This is a genomic window from Methyloceanibacter caenitepidi, assembly GCF_000828475.1.
Lineage (GTDB): Bacteria > Pseudomonadota > Alphaproteobacteria > Rhizobiales > Methyloligellaceae > Methyloceanibacter > Methyloceanibacter caenitepidi.
This window is the reverse complement of record NZ_AP014648.1, coordinates 2,883,601-2,896,887: the sequence shown is the minus strand read 5'-3', so window position 1 is coordinate 2,896,887 and position 13,287 is coordinate 2,883,601. Positions and strand designations below refer to the sequence as shown.

The following is a 13,287-nucleotide window of genomic DNA, read 5'->3' as shown; positions in this document are numbered from 1 at the left end:
ATGAAACATTGCTTGGTCGTGGATGACAGCGCTGTCATTCGCAAAGTGGCCAGACGAATCTTGGACTCGCTCAGTTTCAGCACGTCTGAGGCAGAGAATGGGCGGGATGCCCTGGAGCAGTGCCGCACATCGATGCCCGATGCTGTCCTGCTCGACTGGAACATGCCGGAAATGGACGGCATTGCGTTTCTGGTCGCGCTTCGCAAGGAAGTAGGTGGCCAAGAGCCGAAAGTCATTTTCTGCACGACCGAAAACGATGTGGAGCACATCACCCGGGCGATCTCCGCTGGCGCCAACGAATACATCATGAAGCCCTTCGACCGAGAGATCATCGAAGAGAAGTTTCAGCAAGTCGGATTGCTCTAAGGCGCCTATGGCAGCCTTGGGCAGGGTTTCACATATGCCAAATCATCAGGCGCCGCCTCCCCCAGGAGGCCGGCGCGCATACCAGCCTGTGGCCAATCCCGGTCGTGTCATGATCGTGGATGACTCCGGCATACTTCGCGGCGTTGTCGCGCGATGGATCGAATCCGAAGCGGACTTGGAGGTTGTCGGCCGCTACGCCAACGGCAAGCAGGCCATAGACGCTGCGGCGCAATGTGCGCCCGACGTCATTATTCTCGATATCGAAATGCCGGTGATGGATGGGCTGGAAGCGTTGCCGCTTCTCAAGCGAGCCTGTCCGAGCGCCCGTATCCTCATGATTTCATCGCAGACGCGGCGGAGCGCCGACATCAGCCTCAAGGCGTTAGAGCTTGGAGCGGTCGACTTCCTGGCAAAGCCCGAGGCGCAGCGCGACATCGTGGGTCGTCCCGAGTTCCATAGGGAACTGCTGCGTAAGGTCAGGGGCCTTGTGCGGTGGCGTTCGCGGTTCACCGGCCATCCAAGGAGCGCCGTCCCGCCGCAGCAGTTCGAGCAGCGTGTTTTCTCATCGCGTGCGCCGGAGGCCATCGTGATCGGCAGTTCCACTGGCGGACCCGAGGCTCTCAGCCATTTGTTGAGTTCTCTTGAGCCGGCGCTTGGCCGCATCCCCGTGCTCATTGCTCAACACATGCCGCCGGTCTTCACCGCCGCGCTTGCCGAACGGCTCGGCCGTGTCACAGGTATCGAGGCAATGGAGGCACGCGACGGTCAGGAGATTATTGGCGGGCGCATCTATGTGGCGCCCGGTGACGGGCATATGACGATCGTACAGGGCGCGCCGCCACGCATTGCCGTCGGGCAGGGGGCTGCGGTCAATTTTCAACGTCCCTCGGTGGACATCCTGTTCGAGAGTGCGGCCCGGGTCTTCGCCTCCCGGACGCTTGGCATCGTGCTGACGGGAATGGGGACGGACGGTGCAACCGGGGCCAAGTGCATCGCCGATGCTGGCGGTAGCGTGATCGCGCAGGATTTCGGCACAAGTGTTGTTTGGGGGATGCCGGGCGCTGCGGCCGCGTCCGGCGCCTGCGCGGCGATTCTACCGCTGCACGAGATCGCCACGACGGCAGGACAACTCATCGCGGGAGAGCGTCCGCGAGGTCAGCCATGAGAGCGCACGAGTTCCAGCGTCTTGGTGAGGTCCTGCGGGACCATTCCGGGGCCGTGCTCGCAGAGAACACCATGAGCGCGGTCGCCGTGAAGCTTGGCCCCGTGCTGAGGGAGTTCGACTTTCCTTCGATGGCGCATTTGACGCTGGCCTTGTCCAGGCCGGACAGCGTCCTGCTACGCCAGCGCGTGGCGGAGGCCGTCGCGGTTCCCGAATCGTATTTCTTCAGGAACAGAGATTGCTTCGCCTATATCGGCGACGCGATGCTGCCGCAGCTCATGAAGCGGCGTGCCGAGGAGCGACGGCTTCGCATCTGGAGCGCTGCCTGTTCGACGGGGCAGGAGGCGTATTCGCTGGCTATGCTCTTGGCCGAGAAGAGCCGCGCGCTCGACGGCTGGTCCGTGGAGATCGTCGCCACCGATTTTTCCCAAGCCGTTCTGCGCAAAGCGCAGGCCGGGCAGTACTCGCAGTTCGAGGTGCAGCGGGGACTGCCGGTCCAGCTGCTGATCAAATATTTCGAGAAGTTGGGTGCCCTCTGGCAGGTCAAACCCGAAATCCGCGAGCGCATCGACTTTCGCGAGCAGAACCTGCTTCACAGCTACGAGGAGCTGGGCCGTTTCGACATCATCCTATGCCGCAACGTGTTGATCTATCTCGGCACCGACCAGCGCATCTCCGTGCTGGACCGGCTTGCGCGAACGCTCTCGCCCGACGGCTATCTGGTGCTTGGGGCGGCGGAGACGACCTTGGGGTTCTCGAAGGAATTCCAGCGGGTCTCGAAACAACTCGGCGGCGTCTATCGCCTCGGGGGCGGGTACGGCGCCAGCGGCGCAGATCGACGACCGGAAGAAGCGGACGGTGCGTTCCGCACCGTCAGACTCGACAAGGCGACGGCCGAACGTCTGGAGGCCAAGGCGCGCGCCTGCGGCCTGAGCTTGTCGGCGTTTCTGGCCGAGTTCGCGGATGTGGGCTTGCGCGCTGACGGGACTTCGCAGCCCAAGAACGACTAGGCGCCGGTCCGGGTCCAGCCTGTACGCAGGCACAAAAATGGCCGGGACAAGCCCGGCCACCTTCGTATCCAACAATCGAGACTTCGAAAGACCTATGCGGCGGCTTCGCCGGTGTCCGTCTCGTCGTCGGGGTTGCGCAGCACGTAGCCGCGGCCCCAAACCGTCTCGATGTAATGCTTTCCGCCTGTCGCAGCCGCGAGCTTCTTGCGCAGCTTGCAGATGAAGACGTCGATGATCTTGAGTTCCGGCTCGTCCATGCCGCCGTAGAGATGGTTCAGGAACATCTCCTTGGTCAGCGTCGTGCCCTTCCGCAGGGAGAGCAGTTCGAGCATCTGGTATTCCTTGCCGGTCAGATGGACCCGCTGTCCGTTCACGTCGACAGTTTTAGTGTCGAGGTTAACCTTGAGGCCGCCGGTTTGGATAACAGACTGCGCATGTCCCTTGGACCGGCGCACGATGGCGTGGATCCGCGCCACCAACTCGTCCTTATGGAAAGGCTTGGTCATGTAGTCGTCGGCGCCAAAGCCGAGGCCACGAACCTTATCCTCAATGCCTGCAAGACCCGAAAGGATAAGGATCGGGGTCGCTACCTTGCTGACCCGCAAGGACTTCAGGACCTCGTAGCCGCTCATATCCGGCAAATTCAAGTCGAGAAGAATAATGTCGTAGTCGTAAATCTTGCCGAGATCGACACCCTCTTCGCCGAGATCAGTCTTGTAGACGTTAAAACCTTCGGACTGCAGCATTAGTTCAATGCTCTGAGCCGTGGCGCTATCGTCCTCGATCAGAAGAACCCGCATCTTATATCCCCCGTATTCTCATAATCCTGGCTGTCCCCTGACCCAATACGTCGGACGCTGATTGGTTAATTTCGAATCAAAAAATTAACGGCCAATAGTTAACAAAAACTAATCAACAGGATAGTGCTAACCAAATCCGCTAACCCAGACCCTCGAATTGCAGACTTTTCAGACCGGTATGATCGATTAGATGCAATTCATATGGTTTACCGCCGCTTAAGTCCTGTCGGCGATGATCTTGCGTGAAGGGGCGGGGGGAACCGGTCCTTGAGACTTGTTAGAGGCCGTTCAGGGACCTGGCTTGGGGAATGCCGGGCGCCCGTCAGTCGGCTCGTGGCAGTAGAGTAACGTCCGTGTAAAATGCACGGACCCGAACAGGCTTGAGGGTATTCAGTATGAAGTCACGCGACGGAGTCATTCGTTTGAAGCGCTTCGAGGTCGACGAGAAGCGCCGTAAGGTGGCCGACATCGAGTCCATGATCGCCGAATTCAACGATATGGCGGTGGACCTCGACCGGCAGATTGCCGTCGAGCAAGAGCGCGCCGGCATTTCGGACGTCAATCATTACGCCTATCCGACCTTCGCGAAGGCGGCCATGCAGCGCCGGGACAATCTGGCGGTGTCGGTGGCGGGCCTCGAGGCCAAGCTCAGCGCGGCCAAGGGCGAACTCGAGGAGGCCGAGGAAGAGCTTCGGAAGATCGAGGCGCTCCAAGGCCGTGAGACCGATCGCGGCCGCGAGGTCGAGCCGGAAGCCGGCTTCGGCATGATCGGCGTGGCCCGCGTCGCGGGCTGACATCGGCCTCTTGGGCGGCCTTAGACGTCCCGCTATATTTTGAAGAACATGAACCGGCGGTGGACCTCCACCGCCGGTTTTCGTTAGATGGGCGCGAAACACACGTTTGCCCCGTTCGGAGGTCTCGCCATGCCCTCATTCGATATCGTCTCCAAGACGGAGATGCCCGACGTCGACAACGCCCTCGCGAACATGACCCGCGAGATGAGCCAGCGGTACGACTTCAAGGGCTCCAATTCCAAGATCGAACGGAACGAGGGCGTGATCGTCATCCACGCGGACGACGACCTGAAGCTCAAGCAGATGCACGAGCTCCTGCAGGGCCATCTCGCCAAGCGGGGCATCGAGCCGGGCGTGATCGATTACCAGGCCGTGGAGAAGGCGGCCGGCCAGTCGGTCCGGCAAAACGTGCTGCTACGCCAAGGCATCGACAAGGAGCTGGCCAAGCGCATCGTCAAGGAGGTCAAGGGCTCGAAGATGAAGGTCCAGGTCGCCATCCAGGGCGACGAGCTGCGCGTCACCGGCAAGAAGCGTGACGACCTCCAAGAGGTGATCCAGTTCGTCAAAGACCTGAAGATCGAGCAGCCGCTCCAGTTCGAGAATTTCCGCGACTGACTGACTTCGTCAGAATCCGTCGTAGGGAGTCCCCCCCTGCAAGAATGCATCCATGGCTAGGACCGTACGCTGAATGGGTCTGGGGCTCGGGCCTGTCATGGCGCTAGCCTTTTCGTTGGATGCACCACGGGTCCCTATAGGATCTCCGCGCCGGCAAATCGCGCTTGGTTAAGTCTGCCCAAAGGCCAAACCCTGGATATCGGACAAAATCGTCACGCTGAAAGCTCACCGGGCAGTAGTGGACTTCGCCGTCGACTATTCTGCTCGGAAACGGCCTATTGATCGAAGACAACCAGGTAAGCACGCGCGGCAGGTCAAATGGTCCTGGCCTATCCGTCGTCATCTGAAGTGAGGCGGACTTTATTGATACAGAGCGTCCGAACTCGGCAGACAGTTGATCGCGATCGACGATACTTAGCGAATTCGGCTCAGATGGATCATCGAAAGTGACCATGATTGGCAGCGCATCGATAGGGACGGCCTTCTTGATGCCCTGTTCCATCGCGCGACGCAGCTCTGGAGACCACCAAACATTGATGCCAAGCATTCTCTGGGCGAGCAGCAAGGACCCAAATGGACCCTGCAAGTCAGAGCCGCCTTTCATCGTGATTAGTAAGTGCCTGCCGCCTATGTCAAAATCGATCGCCTCACCAAAAACCTCGTGCTCTTGGCCCGCAGTAGGGGAGCCCAGGGTGAAGAACCTCTTCAAAGGAGTCTTCGCGTTGCGAACCTCGTAGATCTCAGACTTGCTGATTGTCTCCCCGTCAACGTCTAGATCGACGGTGAGCTTGTAGCGATAGACATGCCAAGGAAACGCAATGCTATATCCTATCCAGAACACGGCTGCCGCCGCCGCAATCAACGCGTACGACCAGCCCCAGGACAGGTGTGCGAAGCGGCCGATGACAACGAGCGCGGTGCACAGCACAAGAATGGCCAACAACACAGGCCAATAGACGAGGACGAAGAGAATCAATGTGGTCGCGAGCCAGGTTTTCTGGCGCGCCCTTCTTGAACTGGTGTGGAACTGTGCGGCCCGAACCAAAGGTTGTGAATCAGGCCGCTATCCTGCAGGCGTAGTAGGGCGTTCGTCTAGGGACGGAGCGCCGCAATCTGTATGATGGGTAAATGGGGGCAGGGGTTGAGTGCTCCCCACGAATTGCATTTCCGGTGCCGGGGGCCCATTTAAGCGGCGATGCGCCTCATCGCCCCGCCGCTGCCTGCCAAGCCCGTTTCGTCTATATCTAGCCCATGATTTCGATCATCGTCTTCGTCGTCCTCGTGGTTCTTCTGCTGGTTATCGCACGGCGCAGCAGCAAAAACCGGGATGCGATCCTCATCGAAGTGATCTTAGGCATCGCGGGCTCCGTCGCGGCGGCCGTCATCGTCACGTCCTTCCCCAAGGTCGATACGGACAATTTCCTGGGCTATCTGGACAACCAGATCTACGAGCTCGTTTTCGGCAAGAAGGCCGAAGCGCCGGCCGAGGTGCCGGTACCCGAAAAGAAAGCGGTTGCCGTCAAGAAGAACGTCAGCCGCGACGACCGGCAGATCGAAGGCGTCTATGCGGGGCTGATCCGGTCCGTCCAGAACGGCGGGCAGGTGCTCGGTGAGAAGGCCTATGTCCTGCGGGTCGATCCGGCCAAGAAGGACAAGGTCCTCGAGATCTACAAGGACGGTGACATCGAATACAAGGTCCGCATCGACGGAAAACTCGAGAACGACGGCGTTACCTGGGTCGGCGAGACCAAGTCCGTGCTCAAAGGCGACAGCTTTGTTCAAGACGATCTGAAGTTGCTGCTCTCGCCGGAAGTCGGGCGTATCGACTGGCACCAGCACGACAAGATCCAGAACATCGAGTCCATCGGCATCCTGCACAAGATCGACGAGGCCACGGTCTCGAACCGCATCAGCGCCGTGAACCGGATCAAGAACGACATGGTCATTTGCAACGAGGAGGCCGCCAAGCTGGGCGGGAAGGCCTCGTTGTTCCTCTTCATCCCCCTCGAGAATCCGCAAGGGTCGAGCGCGTTCACGCTGCAAGGTCCGGCCGCGTCCAACGAGATCTACACGGACATCGTCTCAGGTACGATCAAACCCTACGAGGGCCCGTACGATCTCCATGTCAAAACACGATACAAGAGCAACGACTTTCCCAATCTCACGGGGATGAAAAGGCTGCACCCGGATCTGTCGTCCTTCGTCGGCTTCTTCGACAAGGACTATCAGATAGGCGTCAATCGACCCGGCGACGAGCCTAGCTGGTTCAAGGAGAGCCTGGCCGAGCCTGTGCCGTGCAGAATCTTCTTCGTGGGGTTCCCGCCGGGGCCGGGGCCGGTCGTGGGCCAGCAGCCCTGACATTCGGCCTGTCCGCATGGCGGCCAAGCGACGAAGTCGCCAAACAAAATGGCCGGGGCGGGCCCGGCCATTTCTAAGCTCAGATTTTTCGGTCGACGACGCTTCGGTGAAAGCGTGTGCGGCTAGCCGCCGCGATATTCTTGGATGCGGGTCGCGCGCAGGCCGGCGAGGCCGTGCTTGTCGATGGAGCGCTGCCAGCTGAGAAACTCGTCCACGGTCAGCGTGTAGCGGTCGCAGGCCTCTTCGAGGCTAAGCAAGCCACCGCGGACGGCGGCCACGACTTCCGCTTTACGCCGGATGACCCAGCGGCGGGTGTTCTTCGGGGGTAGGTCGGCGACGGTCAGCGGACTGCCGTCCGGCCCGATCACATATCGGACACGCGGCCTGTAATGTTCAGTCATCGTACGCAACACTCACAATACACTCGATGAGCAACAATCAAGGGGGACCTTACCGCCGCCCCATTTAAGAATTGCCTAAGCCGGGCAGTAAAATTACCCGCAAGCAAATCCGCAAAACTCTCTGAATTGTCTAAAGTTTCTTAGCTTCTTGAATTGCGACTTGGCGCCGTTTGCCGCCCCTTTGGCTTGCGCGTGCCGGTCGCGCTGCCTATGTTTCGGGACTTATCCAAACTGTCACAAGGGATTAGGGGACAGGCAGCGTCTGCGTGGCGACGGATATGAGACGGCGGTCGGCCGGGTGTCGTTGCATGATCGTCCGCCTAAGTTTACAGGTTGCGTGGGCCGCGCGGCCGGCTCCGAAAGGCGAGAGGCCGGAAGCGCATCGATCCGAAAGAGCGCCTAACAGCGATTATGGTTAACAGTTTGCATCTTCCGGGCCGTCCGTCCGAGACACGGGTGGTCGTCGCCATGTCGGGCGGCGTCGACTCTTCGGTCGTGGCAGGCCTCTTGAAGCGCGAGGGGTACGACGTCGTCGGCATCACCTTGCAGCTCTACGACCATGGCGAGGCCGTGGCCAAGAAGGGCGCCTGCTGCGCCGGCCAGGACATCAAGGACGCCCGCCGTGTGTCCGCGGCGCTCGATATTCCCCATTACGTGCTCGATTACGAGCGTGAGTTCGAGAAGGCGGTCATGGGCGCCTTCGCCGACAGCTATCTGTCCGGCGAGACCCCGGTGCCGTGCGTGGCCTGCAATCAGACGGTCAAGTTTCGGGATCTGCTGGAGACGGCGCGGGGGCTGGGCGCCGACGCCCTCGCCACGGGTCACTACATCAAGAGTTTCCCCGGCGAGAAGGCCTGGGAACTGCACCGCGCCGCCGACAAGGAGCGCGATCAGAGCTATTTCCTGTTCAACACCACGCCCGAGCAGCTTGCCTTCCTGCGCTTCCCTCTAGGCGGCATGCCGAAGGACGAGACGCGGGCGCTCGCGCGCGAGTTCGGCCTCGACGTCGCCGAAAAGTCCGACAGCCAGGACATCTGCTTCGTGCCGTCCGGCCGCTACACCCAGGTGATCGAGCGGCTGCGTCCGGGGGCGGCCGAGGCCGGCAATATCGTCCATGTGGACGGGCGGGTGCTGGGCCGGCACACGGGCATTATCAATTATACGATCGGCCAGCGCCGCGGCCTTGGGATCGCCGCGGCCGAGCCGCTTTATGTGGTCAAGCTCGACGCGGCCCGACACGAGGTAGTCGTGGGACCGCGCGATGCGCTGCTGGCGCGGAGCGTGGAACTGCGCGATATTAACTGGCTGGGCGACGAGCCCTTCGAGACGGCGGTGGCCGGCGGCCTCGAGGTTCTGGCGCGGATCCGGTCCACGGGTCCGCTGCAGTCGGCGACGGTCGTGTCAGAGAACGGGTCCGTCTACGTGGAGCTCGTAGACGGCGAGGAGGGCGTGTCGCCCGGACAGGCTTGTGTATTTTACGCCGCGACGGGCGGCGGCGAGCGGCTTCTCGGCGGCGGCTGGATCAAGTCTGCCGCGGGAGCCTTTACGGCCAAGGATGCAATCCCGGCCCAGGCAGCGCCGCTGCCGGCCGAGGCGTTCCTGGCACAATCGCGTTAGGCCGCGGCACGGGCAAGCGGCATAGTCTCGGGGAGGGTTCAGCGTTGTCTTCCAATCATCCGACGATGGATACGGAGTCGGTTCGTCACGCTTACCGCCGCTGGGCGCCGGTGTACGACTACACGTTCGGCCAGGTCGCCGATGCGGGCCGCAAGCACGCGGTGCGGATCATCAACAATCGCAAGGGCCGCGTGCTCGAGGTCGGCGTGGGCACGGGACTTTCGCTGCCGGCCTACGGCAAGCATCTGACCATCACCGGCATCGACCTGTCGCCGGAGATGCTGGAAAAGGCGATGGGCAAGGTCGCCAAGAAGGGGCTCGACAACGTGGACGGGCTGCACGAAATGGACGCGAGCGCACTCGGCTTCGCGGACGAGAGCTTCGACACCGTGGTCGCGATGTATGTGATGACGGTTGTGCCCGACCCGGTAAAGGTCATGCGCGAACTGGAGCGTGTTTGTGCCCCGGGCGGCGAGGTCATCCTCGTCAACCATTTCAGCCAGGAGCATGGCATTCGCGGCTTCTTCGAACGGAAGCTGGCGCATTTCGCCGATCTCATCGGCTGGCATGCGGTGTTCGAGCCAGAGCGCATTCTGGTCTGCGAGGACCTGCGTCTTGTGGAGCGGCGGCCGCTCTGGCCGCTTGGCCTGTTCACCATGCTGCGCTTCGTCAAGGAGCCGGGCCTTGGCATCGGCACCCAGGCCGCCAGGACGTTCTTGGCCTCGGGTGCGCGGGACATCGGGGAAGCGGAGGCAGCCGCGCCGCAGCCCAAGGCCGCATTTGCGCGGAGAATGCTTGACTTGAATTACTGGCGGTCTCTATATCGCCGCCTCCAGAGTCAATTGGCCGAGCGCTAGTTTGTTTGTTTGCGCTATCGGCCTAGCGGCCTACTTGAGCGCGTGATTCTCTTGCGCCAACAGCCTCCGGTCTGCTTGAGCGCGGGATATTTGTGACGCCGCGCTCTTCACGCCTTGAGCGCAGGACCACTTTGAGGTCTAAGAGGTCGGCGATCTGGAACGCGTGGGGTCCTACCCACGGCGTATTGGGGCGGAGTAGCTCAGCCGGTTAGAGCAGCGGAATCATAATCCGCGTGTCGGGGGTTCGAGTCCCTCCTCCGCTACCATTTATCCCTATGATGTTCATGTTGATTTTCCTCTCCATGGGCTGGGCGCGCGGGCCGGTTTGACAAGGTCACTCCGTTGGTTTGACACGCTTCGTCGCCACTTTGTTCATGCGGCGGTCGAATCTCTTCACCACACCCGTCATCTTCTTCCGCAAATCAGCGTCCTTAGCGTAGTGCTTGGCCATACCCGGGGACGACTGGCCCAGGGCATCGGCGATGGTTTCGTTGTCGTATCCGAGCTCTCTCAAGGTGGTCGCCACGGTATGGCGCAGCCCGTGGAACGTGAGGCCTTTGCCCACGCGCCCCTCGGCCTCTAGCTTGCGGATGAATTTGAAAAACGACGATCGGAAACCACTTTCGGTCCATGGCCGTCCCCGACTGTTGGCCGCGAGGGTCACGGCACTGTGCTTGGGTGCGTTGTCCAGGATCCTCCGTAATGGAGCAGGGCAGGGCCACCAGACTGTCTGACCCGTCTTATTGGTCCTTTTGCCGATTGCAGTACCGTCATAGGCCGTCTTTGTAACAGCAATCGCATCCCCTTCACGCAGCCCCGCAAACATTCCAAGCCCAATGGGTACGAGAAGGTGTTTCGGGGCTTCTGCAATCACGGCCTCCCGCTCCTCGTCTGTCCAGGGCCGGTTGGCCCGGGGCAGACTCTTGGGTCGCTTTATCGGTCGCACGCCGCGGCAGGGATTCTCATCAAGCAGGCCATGATCGACTCCCCAGGAACACACGCTTGAAAGTACCGCGATGACATAGTTCGCAAAGCGGCGTTTGCGCTTCCTGTAGGCCTTGTCGCGAAGCCGGATAACGAACGGGCGGTCGAGTTCGACCAGCGGCATCGCCTCCAACGGTGCGAGGTAGTCGAGCATCTTGGCGTAGTCGCTTTGAGACCGCGGTGCGAGTTCTTGGGCCTCGGGCCCCGCTCTCCATTCGGCGAACAGCCCGCCCAGCGTGCCCGGCTTGGGATCCACCTCGGCAACCAGATCGTCCAGCCTCGCGAGTTCGGCAAAGAATGCGCCAGTGCCAAATTCTGCCTGGATGCGTTTGCCGGTTTTGCGGTGGTAGCAGTAGATCTTACCGTTCTTGGTCGAACGGAATTTCTTAATGCCTTTAACCCGCACGACAGTCATCCTCATCCAGCCTCGCTAGCCATCCATCGGCCGATTGTGGGGGGCCTCCGATTAGGCTGTCCAGCCACTTGTCTATGTCCCTGAGGTCGTGTCGTTCTGTCCCGTCGGGAAACGTCCGAGGGGAGAGGGGACAATTCGCCTTAAACCCCCTGACCGTGAGGCCGCAGTAGAAGGCTGCGATCCTTGTTGGCACCATGCGTGGGGTGACAGAGCGCACTTGAGCCATCACGTCCTCCCAAAACTACTGTGGGACTTACGCAAAGGGCGGTCACCAATGGGGCGAGTCCTGCGAAGCGTGGCTCGGTCGTCGCCCGATACTTTGATTCCGATAACTGTCATTCTCGGATGCAATCGCGCACCGTTCGCTTCGACCGGTTCGCGATCTTCGCCGCCGCCGCGACTGTTAATGGTTCGTGCCGGTCACAGGGGTGGAGTACGACAGGCCATATGGGGAACGTTTCGTACCAGCCACTTTGGCGATTGCTCGGAGGTGCGGCGGCTTCTAAGTCCGACATCGTCAAGTGCCTTCAGCGCCGCTTCCGTTCCTGACTCGGGGCGGCGCTTCTATTTGCGTCCGCCTATGGCGCAGACCCGAGAATGCCCCATTAAATGAGATTCGCTCGGGTCATATTCTGGAATGAAACAAGCCGTTTCGTGACCCGATCTTTAGCGGACTCTGCTGATCGCAAGCGCCAGTGCGCTTTTCGAGTGCGTGTGGCGCTTGCCGGCAGGTAGGCAAATCTGGAGTTGCCACACAAACTCGACGAAGGGGGACTGCCTGTCGTCTTCAGGCATATCTCGCCGAGCTGTGGTGCTAAGCCCCGCCTCCTTGAAGACATCCTTTAGCGTCCTGATCCAAAATCTCCACGCTTCTCCGTCTTTGAAGTGATCGTCTACCTCTCCGTCCCCACATTCGCTATTCAGATCCATCTGCGCCGCCTCGCAGGCAGATCGGAACGAAGCAATTAGTTCCGCAGTCTCCTCAAAAGGGTCAGACGGAAACCTATGGGACCAGTATTGCCCTACGGCGCTCTTTGCGTAGACGTAGGCAGTCGACGTATTGCGACGGGTCGGGAGCAAATCTAGAAAGGCGTCAGCACCCTCCTTCCATAGTTCGAGGTGCTCCACAGCATTAGAGATCGGCTCGGCAGCGCGCTCGAGCCGCTCCAAGTCGAGAAATCTATTTGTCGCGCTAAACACGGCGTCGCGCACCCGTGGCGGGATCGATCCGTCAATGGCGTCTTGGAGTTGGTGCCAATCCAGCGCAGGAATCGTGAGCGTCTCTTCGACGGAAACGAAGCTGATCGGGAGTTTGGGCTTAGTCCGCGCCACTCAACGCTCCGCAACGTCCCGCAAAGGAAAGTCGCGCGGCAACCGAGTGCGGAAGCTCGACGTTCGGGGATCAGCCTAGCCGCGCGATTCAAACTTAATACAGCTCAATGGCACATTTAAAGACGTATGGCAGATGTCACCGCATAGGCTCGGGCGTTCGGGCCCTATCTAGCGAGTGTTTGGCGCGCTTGATCTTGACGACATTTCCGCGGCTAAGCGCCCGGGTGACGAGCATATGCGATACAGGCAGAGCACCCACTGGATTGGCCGCACGCCAACCTTCCCCGACCCAAGTCGCCAATTCCTCGAGATCCGCAGAGTAGCCAATTAGTTGTGTTCGCTGTTCGGGAGTCCAGCTGGGTTCATAGAGTGCCCACAGCCGGAATAGGCCCGATAACGCGACCATTTCGATGTGGTCGAGTTCATCGGAAAGAAGTTCCGCGTTGCCTCCATGGGTCAATATGGGCAACTCGAGCCTCGTCATACGTTCCATCATGCCCCCGGGACCACTCGCACAATCGCCGCGAGTACATAGTCCGCAGCGTTGAATCCCGCGACTCGTGGCAATTGCATATG

General features: G+C 60.6%; 13 protein-coding genes and 1 tRNA gene. 9 read left to right on the top strand and 5 right to left on the bottom strand.

Going from position 1 to position 13,287, the window contains the following annotated elements:
- From GL4_RS13705 to GL4_RS13695, 3 genes are all read left to right on the top strand, one after another.
- Positions 1-366, top strand: a complete 366-nt coding sequence (locus GL4_RS13705) for a response regulator (RefSeq protein WP_045368338.1) — start codon at positions 1-3, stop codon at positions 364-366.
- A gap of 109 nt (positions 367-475) precedes the next feature.
- Positions 476-1,531, top strand: coding sequence for a chemotaxis-specific protein-glutamate methyltransferase CheB (gene cheB, locus GL4_RS13700; RefSeq protein WP_052464561.1), 1,056 nt, complete (start codon positions 476-478; stop codon positions 1,529-1,531).
- Positions 1,528-2,538 (top strand): CheR family methyltransferase, encoded by a 1,011-nt coding sequence (locus GL4_RS13695; RefSeq protein ID WP_052464558.1) that lies wholly within the window; start codon positions 1,528-1,530, stop codon positions 2,536-2,538. The genes cheB and GL4_RS13695 overlap by 4 nt, the downstream gene beginning before the upstream one ends.
- Positions 2,539-2,630: 92 nt before the next feature.
- On the opposite strand, the gene ctrA is transcribed toward GL4_RS13695, so the two are convergent.
- Positions 2,631-3,338, bottom strand: a complete 708-nt coding sequence (gene ctrA, locus GL4_RS13690) for a response regulator transcription factor CtrA (protein WP_045368334.1) — start codon at positions 3,336-3,338, stop codon at positions 2,631-2,633.
- A 395-nt stretch (positions 3,339-3,733) separates the two neighbouring features.
- Between ctrA and GL4_RS13685 the strand changes: the two genes are divergently transcribed.
- Both GL4_RS13685 and GL4_RS13680 read left to right on the top strand, forming a co-directional pair.
- Positions 3,734-4,132 carry a flagellar export protein FliJ gene (locus GL4_RS13685; protein ID WP_045368331.1) on the top strand — a complete coding sequence of 133 codons (399 nt, stop codon included), beginning with the start codon at positions 3,734-3,736 and terminating at the stop codon, positions 4,130-4,132.
- Positions 4,133-4,261: 129 nt separating this feature from the next.
- The gene (locus GL4_RS13680) at positions 4,262-4,747 is read left to right on the top strand and encodes a YajQ family cyclic di-GMP-binding protein (RefSeq protein WP_045370190.1); all 486 of its coding nucleotides are present in this window, start codon (positions 4,262-4,264) and stop codon (positions 4,745-4,747) included.
- Positions 4,748-4,850: 103 nt separating this feature from the next.
- On the opposite strand, the gene GL4_RS13675 is transcribed toward GL4_RS13680, so the two are convergent.
- A complete protein-coding gene (locus GL4_RS13675) occupies positions 4,851-5,723 on the bottom strand; it encodes a hypothetical protein (protein WP_156137610.1) in 873 nt (290 codons plus the stop codon).
- A gap of 275 nt (positions 5,724-5,998) precedes the next feature.
- Here GL4_RS13675 and GL4_RS13670 point away from each other — a divergent pair, with 275 nt between their 5' ends.
- A complete protein-coding gene (locus tag GL4_RS13670) occupies positions 5,999-7,105 on the top strand; it encodes a hypothetical protein (RefSeq protein ID WP_045368326.1) in 1,107 nt (368 codons plus the stop codon).
- A 122-nt stretch (positions 7,106-7,227) separates the two neighbouring features.
- Here GL4_RS13670 and sciP read toward each other — a convergent pair whose 3' ends face one another.
- Positions 7,228-7,506: a CtrA inhibitor SciP gene (sciP, locus tag GL4_RS13665; protein ID WP_045368324.1), complete on the bottom strand. Its 279-nt coding sequence runs from the start codon at positions 7,504-7,506 to the stop codon at positions 7,228-7,230.
- Positions 7,507-7,917: 411 nt separating this feature from the next.
- On the opposite strand from sciP, the gene mnmA reads away from it, so the two are divergent.
- The 3 genes from mnmA to GL4_RS13650 all read left to right on the top strand — a co-directional run bounded on the left by mnmA (position 7,918) and on the right by GL4_RS13650 (position 10,246).
- Positions 7,918-9,123 carry a tRNA 2-thiouridine(34) synthase MnmA gene (gene mnmA, locus GL4_RS13660; protein ID WP_045368323.1) on the top strand — a complete coding sequence of 402 codons (1,206 nt, stop codon included), beginning with the start codon at positions 7,918-7,920 and terminating at the stop codon, positions 9,121-9,123.
- A 65-nt stretch (positions 9,124-9,188) separates the two neighbouring features.
- Positions 9,189-9,980 carry a class I SAM-dependent methyltransferase gene (locus GL4_RS13655; RefSeq protein WP_082025675.1) on the top strand — a complete coding sequence of 264 codons (792 nt, stop codon included), beginning with the start codon at positions 9,189-9,191 and terminating at the stop codon, positions 9,978-9,980.
- A gap of 189 nt (positions 9,981-10,169) precedes the next feature.
- Positions 10,170-10,246: transfer RNA gene (locus GL4_RS13650), tRNA-Met, on the top strand.
- Positions 10,247-10,314: 68 nt separating this feature from the next.
- Here the strand turns inward: GL4_RS13650 and GL4_RS13645 are convergent.
- Complete coding sequence (locus GL4_RS13645; RefSeq protein ID WP_082025674.1) at positions 10,315-11,385, bottom strand: tyrosine-type recombinase/integrase; 1,071 nt, start codon at positions 11,383-11,385, stop codon at positions 10,315-10,317.
- Between the two features lie 660 nt (positions 11,386-12,045).
- Complete coding sequence (locus GL4_RS13640) at positions 12,046-12,711, bottom strand: hypothetical protein (RefSeq protein WP_045368318.1); 666 nt, start codon at positions 12,709-12,711, stop codon at positions 12,046-12,048.
- Positions 12,712-13,287: the final 576 nt, after the last annotated feature.